14 protein-coding genes are annotated in these 18,038 nt (G+C 64.9%); 10 read left to right on the top strand and 4 right to left on the bottom strand.

Annotated elements, in window-relative coordinates; genetic code table 11:
- Positions 1-6: 6 nt before the first annotated feature.
- Entirely contained in the window at positions 7-1,158 is a 1,152-nt protein-coding gene (locus tag EP376_RS17260) for an amidohydrolase (protein WP_127656875.1), read from the top strand.
- On the opposite strand, the gene EP376_RS17255 is transcribed toward EP376_RS17260, so the two are convergent.
- On the bottom strand, positions 1,146-1,958 hold the full coding sequence (locus EP376_RS17255) for a hypothetical protein (RefSeq protein WP_127656874.1): 813 nt from the start codon (positions 1,956-1,958) through the stop codon (positions 1,146-1,148). The two genes, EP376_RS17260 and EP376_RS17255, sit on opposite strands and share 13 nt — an antisense overlap.
- Positions 1,955-3,010: a GSCFA domain-containing protein gene (locus EP376_RS17250; RefSeq protein ID WP_127656873.1), complete on the bottom strand. Its 1,056-nt coding sequence runs from the start codon at positions 3,008-3,010 to the stop codon at positions 1,955-1,957. The genes EP376_RS17255 and EP376_RS17250 overlap by 4 nt, the downstream gene beginning before the upstream one ends.
- A gap of 147 nt (positions 3,011-3,157) precedes the next feature.
- Here EP376_RS17250 and EP376_RS17245 point away from each other — a divergent pair, with 147 nt between their 5' ends.
- Complete coding sequence (locus EP376_RS17245; RefSeq protein WP_127656872.1) at positions 3,158-4,609, top strand: TrkH family potassium uptake protein; 1,452 nt, start codon at positions 3,158-3,160, stop codon at positions 4,607-4,609.
- A gap of 9 nt (positions 4,610-4,618) precedes the next feature.
- Here the strand turns inward: EP376_RS17245 and EP376_RS17240 are convergent, their stop codons facing one another.
- Positions 4,619-6,385, bottom strand: coding sequence for a trypsin-like peptidase domain-containing protein (locus tag EP376_RS17240; protein ID WP_240652476.1), 1,767 nt, complete (start codon positions 6,383-6,385; stop codon positions 4,619-4,621).
- A 183-nt stretch (positions 6,386-6,568) separates the two neighbouring features.
- Between EP376_RS17240 and EP376_RS17235 the strand changes: the two genes are divergently transcribed.
- The 8 genes from EP376_RS17235 to glmM all read left to right on the top strand — a co-directional run bounded on the left by EP376_RS17235 (position 6,569) and on the right by glmM (position 17,103).
- On the top strand, positions 6,569-7,489 hold the full coding sequence (locus EP376_RS17235) for a glycine--tRNA ligase subunit alpha (protein ID WP_127656871.1): 921 nt from the start codon (positions 6,569-6,571) through the stop codon (positions 7,487-7,489).
- Entirely contained in the window at positions 7,486-8,016 is a 531-nt protein-coding gene (locus EP376_RS17230; protein ID WP_127656870.1) for a DUF6446 family protein, read from the top strand. Before EP376_RS17235 ends, EP376_RS17230 begins: the two co-directional genes overlap by 4 nt.
- The gene (glyS, locus tag EP376_RS17225) at positions 8,017-10,251 is read left to right on the top strand and encodes a glycine--tRNA ligase subunit beta (protein ID WP_127656869.1); all 2,235 of its coding nucleotides are present in this window, start codon (positions 8,017-8,019) and stop codon (positions 10,249-10,251) included. It begins immediately after the preceding gene.
- A gap of 21 nt (positions 10,252-10,272) precedes the next feature.
- A complete protein-coding gene (locus tag EP376_RS17220) occupies positions 10,273-12,858 on the top strand; it encodes a putative PEP-binding protein (protein WP_127656868.1) in 2,586 nt (861 codons plus the stop codon).
- Between the two features lie 170 nt (positions 12,859-13,028).
- On the top strand, positions 13,029-13,724 hold the full coding sequence (locus EP376_RS17215; protein ID WP_238928783.1) for a cell wall hydrolase: 696 nt from the start codon (positions 13,029-13,031) through the stop codon (positions 13,722-13,724).
- Between the two features lie 101 nt (positions 13,725-13,825).
- Positions 13,826-14,746, top strand: coding sequence for a dihydroneopterin aldolase (locus EP376_RS17210; RefSeq protein WP_127656867.1), 921 nt, complete (start codon positions 13,826-13,828; stop codon positions 14,744-14,746).
- Positions 14,747-14,763: 17 nt separating this feature from the next.
- Complete coding sequence (gene folP, locus EP376_RS17205) at positions 14,764-15,750, top strand: dihydropteroate synthase (RefSeq protein ID WP_238928782.1); 987 nt, start codon at positions 14,764-14,766, stop codon at positions 15,748-15,750.
- The gene (gene glmM / locus EP376_RS17200; protein ID WP_127656865.1) at positions 15,751-17,103 is read left to right on the top strand and encodes a phosphoglucosamine mutase; all 1,353 of its coding nucleotides are present in this window, start codon (positions 15,751-15,753) and stop codon (positions 17,101-17,103) included.
- Here the strand turns inward: glmM and EP376_RS17195 are convergent.
- Entirely contained in the window at positions 17,092-18,003 is a 912-nt protein-coding gene (locus EP376_RS17195) for a DMT family transporter (RefSeq protein WP_127656864.1), read from the bottom strand. The genes glmM and EP376_RS17195 overlap by 12 nt on opposite strands.
- Positions 18,004-18,038: the final 35 nt, after the last annotated feature.

Here is an 18,038-nt window from a genome sequence, read left to right as displayed (position 1 = left end):
GGGCGCATGACAGACATCGATTCCCTTGTGGCCGACATGACGGAATGGCGGCGCGACCTGCATCGCCATCCCGAATTCGGGTTTGAAGAACACCGGACAGCCGGACGTGTCGCGGATGTGCTGCGCGAGATGGGGGCCGAGGTCTCGGTCGGCATCGGCGGCACCGGCGTTGTCGGCACCCTTACACGAGGCCGGTCGAACCGGGCGATCGGGCTCAGGGCCGACATGGACGCGCTCAGGATCACAGAGGTCGCGGGCCGTGGCTGGAGGTCAGAGACGCCCGGCACGATGCATGCCTGCGGCCATGACGGACATACCGCCATGCTGCTGGGGGCGGCGCGCCTTCTGGCCAACGAGGGCGGCTTTGACGGGACATTGCATCTGATCTTTCAGCCGGCCGAGGAATGGGGTCGGGGCGCGCAGGCGATGCTTGATGACGGGCTTCTGACCCGGTTCCCCTGCGACGAGGTCTATGGGCTTCACAACATGCCCGGCATGCCGCTGGGCCATACGGCGACGCGTGCGGGCCCCCTGATGGCGGCCGAGGATATCTTCGAGATCACGCTCACCGGGCAGGGTGGCCATGCGGCGCGTCCCCACGCCACCCGCGAGGTCATGGTGCCCGCCTGCGCGCTGGTCATGGAATTGCAGACCATCATCGCCCGCAAGATCGACCCCGCCGAAATCGCCGTCCTGTCCGTCACGGAATTCGAAACCGATGGCACGCGCAACGCGCTGCCCGGTCGGGCGGTCATCCGGGGCGATGCGCGCAGCTACCGGCGCGACATCTCTGACCGGATCGAGGCGGAAATGATCCGGATCGCCCATGGTCTGGCCCGCCAGCACGGGATCGAGGCGCAGGTGAGCTACAGTCGGGAATTCGTCCCGCTGGTCAATGATCCGGCGGCCGCGGAAGCCCTCGCCAAGGCGGCCGAGGCCGTCTCGGACCACGTCGACAGGGACGCGCCGCCCATCGCGGCGTCCGAGGATTTCGCCCGTCTGCTGGAGCATGTGCCGGGCGCCTTCGGGTTTATCGGCAACGGCGAGGCGTCGGCCCCGCTTCATAGCCCGGAGTATGATTTCAACGATGCCGCCCTGATCCACGGCGCGCGCCTTTTCGCCGGGATTGCCCGGCAGCGTTTGCCCTATACCGCCTGAACGCCGAAATGCTCGGCGATCTGGTCCAGCACGGCCGCGCCGTAGCGGGCGTTGGCGTGGGTGATGTCGCGGGGCGGCTGGGGGGTGCTGCCGTCCGCGGTCAGCCGCACCGCCCCGTCCATGAACGGGCGCGCGGTCAGGATATCTTTCGTGATCGTGTGCCGGGGCTGGGGCAGGAAGGTGGCGCCGGCGTCGCGGCAGGCGCGGCTGGCGCAGCTGTCGAACAGGGCGGAGAGGTTGGCCGCGTCACCGGCCCTGAGCGCGGCGTGATGGGCCCGCACCCCCGGCCTGTGGGCCTGTTCGATCACCGCGCTGACACGGGCCTGGCTGGTCACGACAATCGGTCGGGTCGTCATATCGCGCAAATGGCGGGCAACACGCAGACCGAGCCTGCGTGACAGGATGTCCTCGGCGGTCATCTGCACGGCGGCATCCGACATCAGGACGGCCGGTTCGGAGGCCAGATCCTCATGCGCGGCGATCGAGGGCAGGTCGAGCCAGCGCGCATCACGATAAAGGTTCGCGATACAGCCCAGGGAAACGAGGCAGCCGGTCACCACGAAGGCGTCGAAGGCGTTCAGGTCGACATGGTCGATGCCGGCAAGATCGGCAAATGCGCGCGCCGCGCCATCGCTTGTCGGGACGAGTTTGCCGGCCACTTCGGCCGTTTCGAGCAGAAGGTTCCGGTGCGCGCCCACGAACAGCGGCGCGATGCCGGACCATCGCCCTGCCTCGGTCTGCCAGGCCTGACGGACGCAGGCGATGTGGGAATTGCCGAGAAAACAAATGCGCAGCGTCATGTGGCGAAGGCCTGAAGAAGGATTTCATCGCAATAGGGCTCGGATTCGCGATCGCTGTCGTCCTCGTTGTCGCGGGTATCGCGCGCGGTGCCGATCAGGTCGGTCATGCCATGAGCCTCGAAAAAGACCGACATCACCCGTGCGACGCCCGCCTCGGATACCTCGCGCATGTTCGGCGCGAACCACGGCCCGCCCGAGGCCGGCTGCGTCACCAGCTCAAGCGAGGGGAAGTAGTCGGTGCCTTCGGTGTCGGCGACGAAATCCCCGGCCGCCGCGCGCAGGGTCGACTTTGACCAACTGGTTGCCGACAACACGTGATTGCCCGACGCGGTGGCTGTCAGTGGCACGGGACTGACCGTCAGCAAGACAGCCATGCCCGGGTTGAAGCGGTGCAGAAGCGCCCGGATGGCATGAAGGTCCGCGACAATTTCGCCGTGGCGAAAGTTCCGGAACCGATGTCTTTCGGGGTCGAATGTGCCACCCGCCACGCCGGGGCACAGCGGATAGACCCGGCCGGTCTCGATATCCTCCCAGGCCTCGGTCAGCCCAAGCGTGAAGATGAACAGCTGCGCCTTGCGCAGCATCCGCGATGTCCGTTCGAGGTGGTAATCCCGATGCAGCAGCACCTCTGCCACGCTGCCGAGCCCGTCGGGCTCCACATTGGGGCGGAAGGCATCGCGGAACGCGTGACCGTTCTTCCAGACATGGCGGGGATCGGCCTCGCCATCTGCCACCTCTTCGAGGAACTGGCGCATTTGCCGCGCGGTATAGATGTTGCCGTATCGCCCCGAGAACAGGCCATAGCCAAAGCGCCGTGCCAGGACGTCGGACATGGCGCGCGGCGGGGGTTCGGCGTCAAGGACACTGCACCCGGCCGCCTTCAGCCATGTCCCGATATGCTGGGCGAAACAACTGCCGGCGGTCGCCACGCGAGTCTCGGGCGTCAGCTTCAGCCGCGGTTGGTAAAGGCCGGGAAAGCGGGCCCTGTCGGCTTCGTCGACGCCCTTTTTCCAAAAGGCCGTGTCGGGGAGATCGGCATAGGGGTGTGGCATCGGGCTGTTGTCATCCTTGGCGAAAGCCGGCTTCTTTACTGTTTCCGCTACCGGAACAATCGGGTGCGATTGTGGCGGTTCGGCGGAGAGTTTTTGGCGCCTGCTTTCGCTTGACTACGCGGCCCGGGCACGCCAACGCTCTGCCGCATGATCGATATTCGGCCCGTGGGATACGTAATCGGCCTTCTGGTCGCGACGCTTGGACTGACAATGCTCGGGCCACTGCTCGCCGATCTGGCGGCCGGGAACGGGCATTGGCCGGTGTTTCTGGAAAGCTCGGTGATCACCATCATGGCCGGGGCGCTGGTGGCGGTTGCCTGTTCGAACGGGGTCACGTCGGGCGGGCTGAGCCTGCGGCAGACCTTTCTTCTGACATCTCTGGTCTGGATCGCGCTGCCGGCATTCGGCGCGCTGCCCTTCGTTCTGGGCGAGACGCAATCAAGCTGGACCGACGCCTTCTTCGAGGCGATGTCGGGGATCACGACCACCGGTTCGACCGTGTTGACGGGGATCCAGACCCTGCCCGAGGGCATCCTGTTGTGGCGCGGCATCCTGCAATGGCTGGGCGGGATCGGGATCATCGTGGTCGCGATGGTGTTCCTGCCCGAGCTAAAGGTGGGCGGGATGCAGGTCTTCCGGTCGGAGGCCTTTGATACGATGGGCAAGATCCTGCCCCGCGCGGCCGAGATCGCCAGCTCGATCTCCGTGGTCTACGTGGGTCTGACCTTTTCCTGCGCGCTGGCCTATTCCTTGACCGGGATGACGCCCTTCGATGCGACGATCCATGCCATGACCACCGTGTCCACCGGGGGCTTTGCCAATACCGACGCCTCGTTCGGGATGTATGGGGCAGGGGCGCATTACGTCGGATCGGCCTTCATGTTCCTCGCCGCGTTGCCTTTTGTCCGTTACATCCAGCTGGTCGGCGGGTCGGCCCGCCCGCTTCTGCTGGATCCGCAGGTGCGCGGCTTCATGATCGCGATCGGCGTCTGCGTGATCGCCATCTCCCTCTCGCTTGCCTATTCCACCCATGGCTTTGCCGAGATCGCGTTTCGCGAGGCCCTGTTCAACGTGGTCTCGATCATGTCGGGCACCGGCTATGCCAGCGCCGATTACATGCAATGGGGCCCGTTCTGCGTGACGGCGTTTTTCTTCATCGGCCTGATCGGGGGCTGCGCCGGGTCGACGGCCTGTTCGGTCAAGGTGTTCCGCTATCAGATCCTCTTTGCCTCGATCGGATCGCAGATCCGGCAGATCCACGCCCCCCACGGCGTGTTCCAGCCGCGCTATCAGGGCCGCGTGGTCAGCGAAGACATCATGAATTCGGTGATCTCGTTCTTCGTCGTCTTCATCGTGTCGATCGGGATCATCTCTGTCCTGCTGAGCATGACGGGTCTCGATTTCATCACGTCTGTCTCGGGCGCCGCGACGGCGATCGCCAACGTGGGCCCCGGCCTCGGCAACGAGATCGGGCCCGCCGGAAATTTCGGCGGGCTCAATGACACGGCGAAATGGATCCTGTCCTTCGCCATGTTCATGGGCCGGCTCGAGCTGATGGTCGTGCTCGTCCTCTTTACCGCGGCATTCTGGCGGTCGTGACGGGCGGCCTCATTCCCAGCAGCTGACGAGAACCGTGATGTCTCCTGCCTCGCGTGTCAGGAGTTCGGGCGTGATCGCCTCGACCGAATCGGTGATCCGATAGGACACCTGTGCCTGATCGAGGGCGGCGACGATCTGGTCGGCGTCGACCGAATAGCTGACCTCGGGAGGCAGAACTTGCCCGCCCCGCGCCGATTTCGGAAGCAGCATTCCCAGAACCGCGCCGCCATTGTCGAGCACCGGGCCGCCCACATCGCCGGGCTGGGCCATGATATCCAGACGCTTGACCTCTTCCTCGCCGTTCAGGCCGCGAATATCGGCAAGGCGCCCGAAGGTCACCGCAGGCGAGGCCAGAAGCCCGCCGTAGGGGTAGCCCGCCACGGCAATCTCGGCCTGAAGGCGCGGGGTTCCGGTCTGAAACCGCGCCACATCGAGCGGGGCGATCCGATCCTCCGATCGCAGCACCGCGATCCCCAGATCATCGTCGCGATAGGTGACTTCAGCGACATGTGCCCCGTCAAGGACGATCTCTCCGCAGCCTTCGATCGCATCGGTCGAGGTCAGCACCGTGCCGACATTGTCGATATAGAAGCCCGAGCGATCCTTGAGAGGCTTGCGGATCGCAAGGCCCGAGACCAGATCGACCGATTGCTCTTCGCCCGGCGAAACGAGGCCCGGATCGAGAACGCCGTCGATCCGCGAGAACGAGGCCTCCATCTCGGCCAGAACACGGCTGCGCCGTTCTTCGTCATCGGCGGGCCAGATCAGGGCAAAGCCCTTGATCTCGCCGTTCTCGAGGCTGGCCGTTACATAGCTGTGCCGGCTCTCGCCGATGCCCTCGATCGTGAAGGAGGCGTTGCGGCGTTCGCGCGGGCCGTCGGGCGGGATGATCTCGAGCGTCTGGAGGATCTCGTAAAGCCCGAACAGCCGATCCTGATCGCCGGGCTGCGAAATCAGAAGAACCGTCGCATCCAGCTCTGTCTTCGGCGCAAAACGGGCGAACGGCGGGGAATAGGCCTCGAATTCGACAACGCCGGTGGGAATTTGCATCTCGATCCCGGTGGCATCGTCGCGCAGGTTCTGAAGGTTCATCCCTGCAAGCACGGCGTTGTATTGCGCGATCAGGTCTGCGCGCTGGCGGGTCGTCAGCACACCGGTCGCCTCGCGGCCGTTGGCCTCCTGCCAGGCGGACATGGCGGCGCGCGTGCCGCGGCCATAGGCGCCGTCGATGGCGGCATTGTAGAACCCCGCCCATTGCAGCGCGATCTGCAGGAATTCCTTTTCCTCCCGGCTCAGCAGCGCCTCTGAGGCGCGGGCCTCTGCCACGGTTTCATCCGGGATGGGCTGCGGTTCGGGCGCGGGTTCGGGGGCCGCGGCCTCTGTCGTGTCGGGCGCCGTGATGATAGCGGGCAGATCCTGCGGCTCGGTGGGCGCGCCGGTGCCTATGGGATAGAACTGGGTCTGAAACCGGTCGCCGTCGACGAGATAGCTGTCGGAGGGGATCACCCCCCGGGCGCGCAGCTGGCGCAAGACCTGTTCGGCATCTTCGCTTGTGTAGGGCCCCAATGCGACGCCATACCAGCGCCCGCCAAGGAAATACCCGTTCACATCGGGGAGGTCGCGTGCGTAGGCGCGGGCCCTTTCCTGTGCCTGAGCCAGCGTTGGCAATGCCTCGATCTGGACCCAGACACCATCGTCCTGAGCCCAGACAGCCCCCGTCAGGACGGCCGACAGAACCAAACCCGTCAGCGTCGCCCTTGATACCAGTTTCTTCACACCCAATCCCTGACACTTTTGATCAATTTGCCGAAGACCTTAGCATTCCAGCCGGGGCCGTCAGCAGGAAAAGTGCGGTGTTTACCGTGTTTTGCCCAGACGTGACCAATCCGCCCATGGTCGTTGACCCTGACACGGGGCCGCAATAGGAACAGGCGCGTCACCATCTCCCGAGGAGCCACCATGACCGAAAAGCCCAAAAGCTTTCAGGAGATCATCCTGAGGTTGCAGTCCTACTGGGCTGGCCAGGGCTGCGCCATGCTTCAGCCCTATGACATGGAGGTGGGAGCCGGGACGTTTCACCCCGCCACGACGCTGCGCGCGCTGGGCGACAAGGCCTGGGCCGCGGCCTATGTGCAGCCCTCGCGGCGCCCGACTGACGGGCGGTATGGCGAGAACCCGAACCGGCTTCAGCATTATTATCAGTATCAGGTCATCATCAAACCGTCGCCGCCCGATCTGCAGGACCTCTATCTCGGGTCGCTGGCCGCGATCGGGATCGATGCGTCCGTGCATGATGTTCGGTTCGTCGAGGATGATTGGGAAAGCCCCACGCTGGGCGCATGGGGCCTGGGTTGGGAGGTTTGGTGCGACGGGATGGAGGTGAGCCAGTTCACCTATTTCCAGCAGGTCGGCGGCCACGATTGCCATCCCGTTTCGGGCGAGCTGACCTATGGTCTGGAGCGTCTGGCGATGTATGTGCTGGGCGTCGATCACGTCATGGACATGCCGTTCAACGATCCGAAATCGCCCATTCCGCTGACCTATGGCGACGTGTTCCGCCAGACCGAAGAGGAATACTCCCGGCATAACTTCGATCTGGCCTCGACAGATCAGCTGTTCCGGCACTTCGAGGATGCCGAGGCGGAATGCGCCCGCATCCTTGCCGCGCCGGAGGACGATCCCCGCAGCGGCAAACGGATCATCGCCGCCCATCCGGCCTATGACCAATGCATCAAGGCCAGCCACCTGTTCAATCTTCTCGATGCGCGGGGCGTGATCTCGGTCACCGAACGGCAGGCCTATATCGGCCGCGTGCGCGCGTTGGCCAAGGCCTGCGCCGATGCCTTTGTCCGGACCGAAGCGGGCGGCTATTCGGCATGATGGGCCGCATTGCCATATTGGCGATCGTGGGGGTTGCCCTGATCGCGGGGGTGCTGATGTACTACCTGCAGCTCTATGCCTATTACGAAGAGGTGAGCGCCGAGGAAGTTGGAGAAGTGCAATTGGTGACCCGCGAAACCGGGGAACCAGTGGCGATCGCATTCGAAAACTTCAAGGCGATCGACAGCACCTCGGCCCCGATCCGGTTTCGTGCCTGTTTCGACATTGCCGATGATCCGGCCACTCTGGCCGAAACCTATGTCACCTACGACGGGGCAGAACCTTTGGTCGCGCCGGGCTGGTTCGACTGTTTCGACGCAGAGGCCATTGGCACCGCTCTGGAATCCGGCGAGGCGATCGCCTTCCTGTCTGCCGAAAACATCACCTATGGGATCGACCGTATCGTCGCGGTGATGCCCGGAGGCCGCGCCGTCGCGTGGCACCAGATCAATGCCTGCGGCGAAGTCGTCTTCGACGGCGATCCCGCGCCCGAGGGCTGCCCGCCCGTGCCGGAAAGGTTGCAGTAAATGCCTGATCTTCTGATCGAATTGTTCTCCGAAGAGATTCCCGCCCGGATGCAGGCGCGCGCCGCGGCCGATCTCAAGCGGCTGGTGACCGACGGCCTCGTCGAGGCCGGACTGACCTATGCCGCTGCGGCCGGTTTCTCCACGCCGCGCCGGCTCGCGCTTTCGATCGAGGGGCTGAGCGGAGCGAGCCAGCCCGTCCGCGAGGAGCGTCGGGGCCCCAAGGCCGATGCGCCGGACAAGGCGATCGAAGGGTTCCTGCGCTCCACCGGCTTGACGCGGGATCAGCTTGAAACCCGCGCCGACAAGAAAGGCGAGGTGCTGTTTGCGGTGATCGAACGGCCGGGTCGCCCTGCCGCCGAGATCGTGGCCGAGGTTCTGGCCCGGACGATCCGGGAGTTTCCGTGGCCGAAATCCATGCGTTGGGGCGCGGGCAGCCTGCGCTGGGTTCGGCCGCTGCATTCGATCCTGTGCATCCTCTCGGACGAAGGCGGCGCCGAAACCGTCCCGCTGGAGATCGACGGGATCGTCGCGGGCGATGTGACCCGAGGCCATCGCTTCATGGCGCCGGAGCCATTTTCCGTCGTGGATTTCGATGATTACGAAGCAAAGCTGAAGTCCGCCTTCGTGATCCTGCGCCCCGATGAACGCGCGGATCACATCTGGCATGACGCCACCAACCAGGCCTTTGCCGCCGGGCTCGAGGTGGTCGAAGACCCCGGGCTTCTGACTGAGGTTGCGGGCCTCGTGGAATGGCCTGTCGTGCTGAGCGGGGCGATCGGACAGGATTTCCTCGACCTCCCGCCCGAGGTGCTGCGCACCTCGATGAAGGAACACCAGAAGTTCTTTTCCGTTCGCAACCCCAAGACAGGCCGAATCGAACGCTTCGTGACCGTCGCGAATATCGAAACGCGGGATCAGGGGGCGACGATCCTTGCCGGAAACGGCAAGGTGCTGGCCGCACGGCTGTCGGATGCCAAGTTCTTCTGGGAAAACGATCTGCGGATCGTCGCCGAAGGGGGGCTGGCCGCGATGGCCGCAGGCCTTGCCAACGTGACTTTCCACAACAAGCTGGGCAGTCAGGCCGACAGGATCACCCGGATCACTGCGCTGGCCGGTGACATCGCGCCGCTGGTCGGGGCGGATGCCGGCGAGGCGCGCAAGGCGGCCGAGATTTGCAAGGCCGATCTGCAATCCGAAATGGTTGGGGAATTCCCCGATCTTCAGGGTCTTATGGGTCGTTATTACGCCAAGGCCGAGGGGCTGGACGATGCTATCGCCGAGGCCTGCGAGGCGCATTACCGCCCCCTCGGGCCAACGGATACCGTGCCCGATGCTCCGGTCTCGATCGCCGTGGCGCTGGCTGACAAGATCGACACGCTCGCCGGGTTCTGGGCGATCGATGAAAAACCAACCGGGTCGAAGGATCCGTTCGCCCTGCGCCGTGCGGCGCTTGGCATCATTCGGCTGATCCTGACCAACGATCTGCGACTCTCTCTTGACCGGTTCATCGATGCGCAACTTTTGCGTCACAAGATCGAGTTGAACCGGGAGGAGGCCAACGACGATGACATAGACACGCTCGAGGAAATCCTGGCCGAGATCGGGAAATACGGCGTCTTCGGTTCGGCATTCCGTGCGGTGGTCGATGCGCGCAAGGGCAAGAACGGCAAGGTCGTCGACGATATCGGAAAGCGCGTTCCCGATGTCTCGGACGATCTTCTGTCGTTCTTTCATGACAGGCTCAAGGTGCACCTGCGCGATCACGGTGTGCGCCATGATGTGATCGATGCGTGCCTCGCCATGCCCGGCTCGGACGATCTGACGCTTCTGGTCAAGCGTGCGACGGCCTTGTCGGAATTCCTCGGGACAGAGGATGGTGAGAACCTGCTTCAGGGGTTCAAACGGGCCAACAACATCCTGACCCAGGCCGAAGAGGCCGACGGCGTCGAGTATTCCTTTGGTGCCGACGTCAAGTTCGCCGAGGAAGCCGAGGAAAAGGCGCTTTTTGCGGCGCTCGCCCGCGCGTCAGAGCAACTGGCCCCCGCGATGGAGGCCGAGGATTTCGGCAAGGCCATGTCGGTGATGGCCGATCTTCGCGCACCAATTGACGCTTTCTTCGAGGCGGTGCAGGTGAATGCCGAGAATTCGGTCCTTCGGCGCAACAGGCTCAACATGCTGAGCCAGATCCGAGGCATCTGTGCGGGTGTGGCGGATCTGACGCGCATCGAAGGCTAGGCAAGGGCGGATTGCGGGCCTATGCTGCTGGCGATATCGAAGGATGCCGCAGTGCAGCAACATGCGCGATTCCAACAAGTTACGCTGATAACGCCGACAGCCGCCATGTCGGCTTCGGTGCATGGCGGACGGGCGAAGTGTCTTCAGAGACTGATCCGTCTTGATATGCCGGTGCCGCGCACGGTGGCCCTGTCGTTTGACGCGGTGCATTCCATTGCCCGGGGCGCGGGGCCGGCCGTGTCCGAGATCCTGTCGCATTTCGGGGACGCGCCCCTTCTGTCCGTGCGCCCGTCAAGCCAGGATCCCGATTGGGGCGGGCCGGGGGCGATCCTGAACCTCGGGATGTGCGAGGCCCGCTATTCCCAGCTGGTCCGCGATGTCGGTGAAGAGGCCGCATCCGCTCTCTACCTCCGGTTCATCCAGTCCTACGCCACGCACGTCGCGCATCTGGATGCGGATATCTTCGATCCCACCGCAACGCCGGATGCCCATGCGATCCGGGCCGCGCTCTCGACCTATGAGGACGAGATGGAGGCCGCTTTCCCGCAGGACGTGGAAACGCAGCTGACCCATGTGCTGCGGTCCATGGCGCGCGCGTGGGAGGGCACCTCGGCCCGTCTTCTGCGTCAGGCCAAGGGCGCGCCGGCCGACGCCGGCCTCGGCCTTGTGGTGCAGGAGCTGGCCCTTGGTGTCGGCCAAGGCGAAAGCGGGTCGGGCGTGATCCAGTTCGTCGATCCCGATACCGGCCAGGCCCAGGTCCGGGGCCGGTATCTGAGCCAGAGCCAGGGCCGGGATGCCCTCACGGCAGCGCAGGGCGCGATCTACCTGACGCGCGATCCAAGGGGGTCGTCCCTCGAAGAGCTGTGCCCCGACGCCTTTCGCCAGTTGATCGCCTATGGCGAAATCGTGCGCCAGCGCCTACGCGAAGAGATGCAGATCGAGTTCACGATCGAGAATGGCGATCTGCATATCCTCGATGGCGTCCGCGTGCAGCGATCCTCCCGGGCGTCCGTGCGGATCGCGGTGGCCCTGTCCGAAGACGGGATCATCCCCCGCGAAGAGGCCGTGATGCGGGTCGAACCCAAGGCCCTGTCGGAGCTGTTGCACAGGCAGGTGAACCCCTCGGCCCGGCGTGACCGGATCGTCAGCGGGATTGCCGCAAGCCCGGGTGCCGCGTCTGGGCGGATCGTCTTCAGCGCCGAGGCCGCGCAGGCGGGGGCGGCGCGTGACGAGGCCTGCATCCTTGTCCGGCGCGAGACTACGCCCGAAGATATTCGCGGGATGCACGCCGCCGAGGCCGTCCTGACGGTGCGGGGCGGGATCACCAGCCACGCCGCCGTGATCGGCCGGGGTCTTGGTCTGCCATGCGTCGTGGGCGCCTCGGATCTGGGCATCGACCGGCGCCGCAAGATACTCACGGCGCCCGGCGGCCGGGTCTTCGCCGAAGGCGACATCATCACCGTCGATGGCACTTCGGGCGACGTGCTGGCGGGGGAGGCTCCGCTTCTCGAGGCTGCGCTCGATGATGCGTTCCGGACGCTTCTTGGCTGGGCCGACAAGTTTCGCGACATCGGGGTGCGGGCCAATGCCGATACGCCCGCCGATGCCCAGACCGCGCGGAATTTCGAGGCCGAGGGGATCGGCCTGTGCCGGACGGAGCACATGTTCTTCGAGGGTGAGCGCATCGGCCTGATGCGCGAAATGATCTTTGCCGATACCGCGCAGGACAGGCGCGCCGTGCTGGAACGGCTGATGCCGATGCAGCGCAAGGACTTCACCGCCCTGTTCGAAATCATGCGCGGATCGCCGGTCTGCATCCGGCTGTTCGACCCGCCGCTGCATGAATTCCTTCCCTCTGATCGCGAAGGCCTCCGCGAACTGGCCGAACGACTAGGCAAGCCCCTGTCCGAAGTGACGGCCCGGGTCGAAATGCTGGGCGAATACAATCCCATGCTGGGCCTGCGCGGTGTGCGACTGGGTGTGACGGTGCCGGAAATCTACGAGATGCAGGCCCGTGCGATCTTTCAGGCGGCGGTCTTTTCGGCCGAGTTGGGCGATCCGGTCGTGCCCGAGATCATGATCCCGCTTGTCAGCGCCATGCGCGAGGTCGAACTGGTCAAGGCCAGCGTCGATTCGATCGCCGCGACAGTCAGGTCCGAGACGGGTGTGGATTTCGATTACCGGCTGGGCGTGATGGTCGAGACCCCACGCGCGGCGCTCAGGGCCGCCGATATCGCACAGCATGCCTCGTTCCTGTCTTTCGGGACGAATGACCTGACGCAGATGACCTATGGGCTGTCGCGCGACGATGCGGGGCGGTTCATGTCGGCCTATGTGCAACGCGGCGTCTACCCCGAGGATCCGTTCCTGACGCTTGATATCGACGGGGTGGGCGAGCTTCTGAGAATCGGTGCCGAACGGGGTCGGTTGGGGCGCGAAGACATCACGATCGGCTTGTGCGGCGAACATGGCGGCAGCCGGACAGCCATAGATTTCTGCCGCAAGAACGGCTTCGACTATGTGTCGTGCTCTCCGTTCCGGGTTCCGGTTGCGCGACTTTCCGCCGCTCAGCTTGCGCTGAGCGATGCGCTTGGATCGCAAAAATAGTATCAAGAGTGCCGTCTAACACCATGTCTTGATGGTGACTTTTGCAACCTCGCCCCAGATCGGCCAAGAATGGCCGATCATCCCGTGGGTCGGGTAGACTCACCGGCGCCCAGCCTCTAGGAACTCCGTGCCTGCGCGGGGCTGAGCCGCGTGGAACCTGGGGTGGGTTTATGATTGTCGCGAAGAATGTCGTGCGCGCGGTTCGCTGTGCGATCGGAACGTTCGGGCTTGTGTCGGGTTTGATGCTCGCCTCCGTGCCGGCAAGCGCGGATGAAGTTCTTGCAAGCAGGCTGGATGCCCTGCTGGGCCAGGAGCGAGAGGCCCTCCGGGTTGTGCCCTCCGCCCGTCTGTCGTCGCTGACATCGCCCCCGAGTGCCGCCTTGCGTGACATCCCGACGATCCCCGGCACCGTCGAATATTCCGAGAATTATCTCGCCTCGCTGCCGCGGGCCTCTGGGGGACCGGAATGGGAATGCCTCGCCGAGGCGCTTTACTTCGAGGCGCGCGGCGAAACCGCCCGCGGGCTTTTCGCCGTGGCCGAGGTTATCCTGAACCGGGTCGACAGCCGCGAGTTTCCCGACAGCGTTTGCAGTGTCGTCAATCAGGGAACCGGGCGGATGTATGCCTGCCAGTTCACCTATACCTGCGACGGCAATTCCGAAGTCATCAACGAGCCGCGCGCCTATACCCGGGTCGGTAAAGTGGCGCGCCTGATGCTGGATGGCGCAGAACGGCCGCTGACCGAAGGCGCCACCTATTATCACACCACCGCGGTGAACCCGTCGTGGGCCCGCCGGTTCGAGCGGACGGCCCAATACGGTGTCCATCTGTTCTACCGGGCCAACACGCGCACGGCGTCGAACTAGGCCACGCGTGTCGCAATGGCGTGGCCGGATGCCGCGCCGGAACGCATTCAAGCGCCCCGGGGCTTGATAGTGTAGCGCGAATCTGAGTTATCGGGGTCGCAATGACCGATGAAATCCGACTGGCCTTCTCCCATCCGGGCGAACGCGCCAAGGCCACGTCTGACGGCACAACCCCGATCGACAGGATCTCCCTGCGCGACCATATCGTCACGGCCGAGATCGGCGCCTTCCAGCAGGAACGCGGCGCGGAGCAGCGGCTGAGGTTCAACGTCGTCGTTGAAGTGATCCCGGTCTCCGGCCCTGTCGACGACGATGTCGACCGTATCCTCAGCTATGACAAAGTGACCGAGGCCATCGCGTGGGAGCTTGGCGCCGAGCGTCTGAATCTTCTGGAAACGCTGGCCGAACGGGTCGCCCTGCGCATCCTTGCCGAACCGCAGGCACAGCGCGTCTTTGTCCGGGTGGAAAAGCTTGATCGTGGCCCCGGTGCCCTCGGGGTCGAGATTGTGCGCGTGCGCGACCAACTCGATGCCGATGCTGCGCCGGTTCAGGCCAGTGTTCCGCATCCCCGGGTCGTCTATCTTTCGAACGCGGCGATTGCCGCGCCTGATCTGTCGGATCGGATCGACGCCTTGTCTGGCGGTCCGATGCCCCTGATCCTTTGTGTGGGTCCGGCCGATTTGCCCGCACCGCAAAGTGCCGCACCGCTGGCGCAGAGGCGGATCGATCTTCTTGCGGTCGAACAGAATGCCTGGGTTCTTGCCGGTCGGGACAAGCGCTGCATCGTCGTGGGCACCCGGACCGAACTCGACTGGGCGATGCGCCACGGGCAGATCTGCGTCTGGGCCCCGTCGAAGATCGTGCTCGATTCAGCCGATAGCGCCCCGGTCGATCCAAGGGACGCAGTCTCGCTTGTCGCGTGGTTTGCCGAACATATCGGGGCGGCCGAACTGCTGGTTGTGGGTGCAGACGCGCCCGAAACGACAAGCGACCTGCACGTCGCCCAATTCGAAGACGTATGACGCCCGGTCTCAGGCCCATGGCGCGCACAGGGGCGGAGGGGTTCGATCCCCGCCAGTGCCTGCCGCTTGCCGGCAGCGCCCATGCGTGGTTCGAGGTGGTCGAAAGGGCCGAAGGTTCTGTCCTGCCGGCCCGGGACCTCGCCCCTGCGGACCGAGATGCGCTTGCGGGGCTGCGGCCCGATCTGTGCGGGATGACGCTCGAGCGCCCCCGTGTCATGGGCATCCTCAACATCACGCCTGACAGTTTTTCCGACGGTGGCGATCTGCTGGCGGTCGCTGATGCAGTCTCCCGCGCGAAGATCATGTCACAAGCCTCTGATATTCTTGACATAGGTGGCGAGAGTACCCGTCCCGGCGCCGATGAGGTCACGATCGGGGACGAGATCGCCCGTGTCGTTCCCGTGATCCGGGGCATCCGGGATGCCGGCCTCACCACGCCCATCTCGATCGATACCCGCAAGGCGGCGGTGGCCGTCGCCGCCCTCGATGCGGGGGCGGACATGATCAACGATGTGGCGGCGGGTCGCTTTGACCCCGAGATCCTGTCGGTCGCGGCCGAGCGCGAGGTGCCGATCTGCCTCATGCATAGCATCGCCGATCCCAAGACCATGCAAAGCCGCGCGCAATATGGCGATGTGGTCGCCGAGGTCTTTGACCATCTGGCAGAGCGGATCGCCGTGGCACGGGGCGCAGGGATCGCGCCCGAGATGCTGATTGCCGATCCCGGCATCGGTTTTGGAAAGACGCTGCAACACAATTTGAGCTTGCTTCGCGATCTTTCCCTGTATCATGGATTGGGAGTTCCGCTTTTGGTCGGCGCGTCGCGCAAACGATTCATCGGTGAAATCGGCGAGGCCGCGGTGGCCAAGCACAGGCTGGGCGGATCCGTGGCCGTGGCGTTGCATGCTGCGGACCGGGGCGCGCACATCCTGCGGGTCCATGATACATACGAGACCAGACAGGCCCTGCGCCTGCACCTGGCGCTGCATGAGAGGGGCGAGTAGATCATGCGCAAGCTGTTCGGAACGGATGGGATCCGTGGCAAGGCCAACCAGAGCCCGATGACGGCCGAGATGGCTCTCAAGATCGGGGCTGCGGCGGGCCGGTATTTCCGCAAGCCCGGCCAGGACGGGCAACGGGTCGTGATCGGCAAGGATACACGGCTGTCGGGCTACATGTTCGAAAACGCGCTGACTGCGGGTCTGACCTCGACGGGGATGAACGTCCTGTTGCTGGGGCCGGTGCCGACGCCCGCCGTGGGCATGTTGACCACCTCGATGCGGGCGGGCCTCGGCATCATGATTTCGGCCAGCCACAACCCGCATGACGACAACGGGATCAAGTTCTTCGGACCCGATGGCTTCAAGCTCTCCGACGAGGCCGAGGCGGAGATCGAGACGCTGATCGAAGGCGAGATCATGCCTGCGCAGGCCAGCAATATCGGCCGGGCGAGGCGGATCGACGATGGCCGGTTCCGCTATGCCGAACGGCTGAAATCCACGCTGGCGGGGCAATCGCTCGACGGTCTGAAGGTCGTGATCGACTGTGCCAACGGTGCGGCCTACAAGACCGCCCCCGAGGTTCTGTGGGAATTGGGCGCGACCGTCATCCCGGTGGGTGTGTCGCCCAACGGCTATAACATCAACGACGGTTGCGGATCGACGAATGTCCGCGTCGCCGCGGAAACCGTCGTGACCCATGGCGCCGATCTGGGGATTTGCCTCGATGGCGATGCCGACCGGGTCATGATCATCGACGAAAACGGCGAGGTCGCGGATGGCGATCAGCTGATGGCGCTGATCGCGCGCCGCTGGGCCGAGGCCGGCCGCCTGCAGGACGGCACGCTGGTCGCCACGGTGATGTCCAACCTCGGGCTGGAACGGTTCCTCGGCGATCGTGGCCTGAGGCTGGAGCGCACGGCCGTCGGAGATCGCTATGTCGTCGAGGCGATGCGCCGCGGCGGCTGGAACCTTGGCGGCGAACAATCAGGCCATATCGTCATGTCGGATTACGCGACGACGGGCGACGGTCTTCTGGCCGGGCTTCAGTTCCTGGCCTCGATGATCGAGAGCGGCCAACCTGCCAGCGCGCTGGCCCGCCAGTTCGAGAAGGTTCCCCAGCTGTTGAAGAACGTCCGCTATGCGCAGGGTGCCGATCCGCTGTCGGCCCGCCAGGTGCAGGCGGCGGTAAGTGACGCGGAAGACCGCCTCTCGGGGCAGGGCCGGCTCTTGATCCGCAAGTCTGGCACGGAGCCGCTCGTCCGGGTGATGGCGGAATGCGAGGATGAAGGTCTTCTGACATCCGTGGTCGACGGGATCGTCGCGGAGGTGGAAGCCGCGGCCGCCTCAGCCGCCTGAGGCGCGCGCGCGCAGTCTGATGCGTTTCAGGCTGTTCCACTGGCTCACGACGACCCCTGACAGGATCATCACCAGCGCGAGGAAGAAGCGCAGGGGCAAGTCTTCGCTCAGGATCAGCCAGCCGAAGAAGATCGACCACAGCGGCACCATGTAGTTGACCAGCGTCAGAAACAGTGTGCCCGCGCTGCGGATCACCGAGACACGGATCAGCGCGGCAAGCGCGGTTGGAAACAGGCCCAGGAACAGGATCGCGAGGCCCGGCCGCAGACCTTCGAAGCGGGGCACCCCCTCGATCAGGAGCATGGCGGGGATCAGCGGCACCGCGCCCACGATCAGCGTCATGGCGGCAAAGCTGAACGGATCGACCGGCGGGCAGCGCCGCGTGACTACCGAAGAGATCGCGTAGCAGAGTGCGGCGGCGATACAGGCCAGCTGCCCCATGAAGCCCGGCCCGGCGAGCCCCCCCGAAAGCCCCGGGCCAAAGAGGATCAGGGCCCCCACGAACCCGAGACCGACGCCGATCGTTTTGCGCAGCGACATCTTTTCATCGGTGAAGACATGGGCCAGCGGCAGGACGAACAATGGCAGCATCGCCATCGAGAGGCCGGCAAAGGCCGATGGGACGTATTGCTGACCCCAGCTAAGCAGGCTGAACGGGATTGCGGTGCTCAGAAGTCCGCCACCGATCACGAAAGGGCCGGTGCCGCGCCCGGGCCAGGGCCGTCCCATGATCCGGACAAGGATCAGCAGTGACAGCGCGCCAAGCGTGGTGCGGGCCGTGGCCACCGTGATCGGGCCATGACCTTCGAGTGCAATGGCCACGACCATGAACGTCCCGCCCCAGATCAGGCCGAGTGTCATGATCGACAACCAGTTTCGGGGTGTGGGTGCGGGTGTCATCGGGCGTGACTTGCCCCAACGCGAACGGCCCCGCA

The sequence above is a fragment of the Alexandriicola marinus genome, from assembly GCF_004000435.1.
GTDB classification, from domain to species: Bacteria; Pseudomonadota; Alphaproteobacteria; order Rhodobacterales; family Rhodobacteraceae; genus Alexandriicola; species Alexandriicola marinus.
This window is presented reverse-complemented; position numbering and strand designations above follow the sequence as displayed.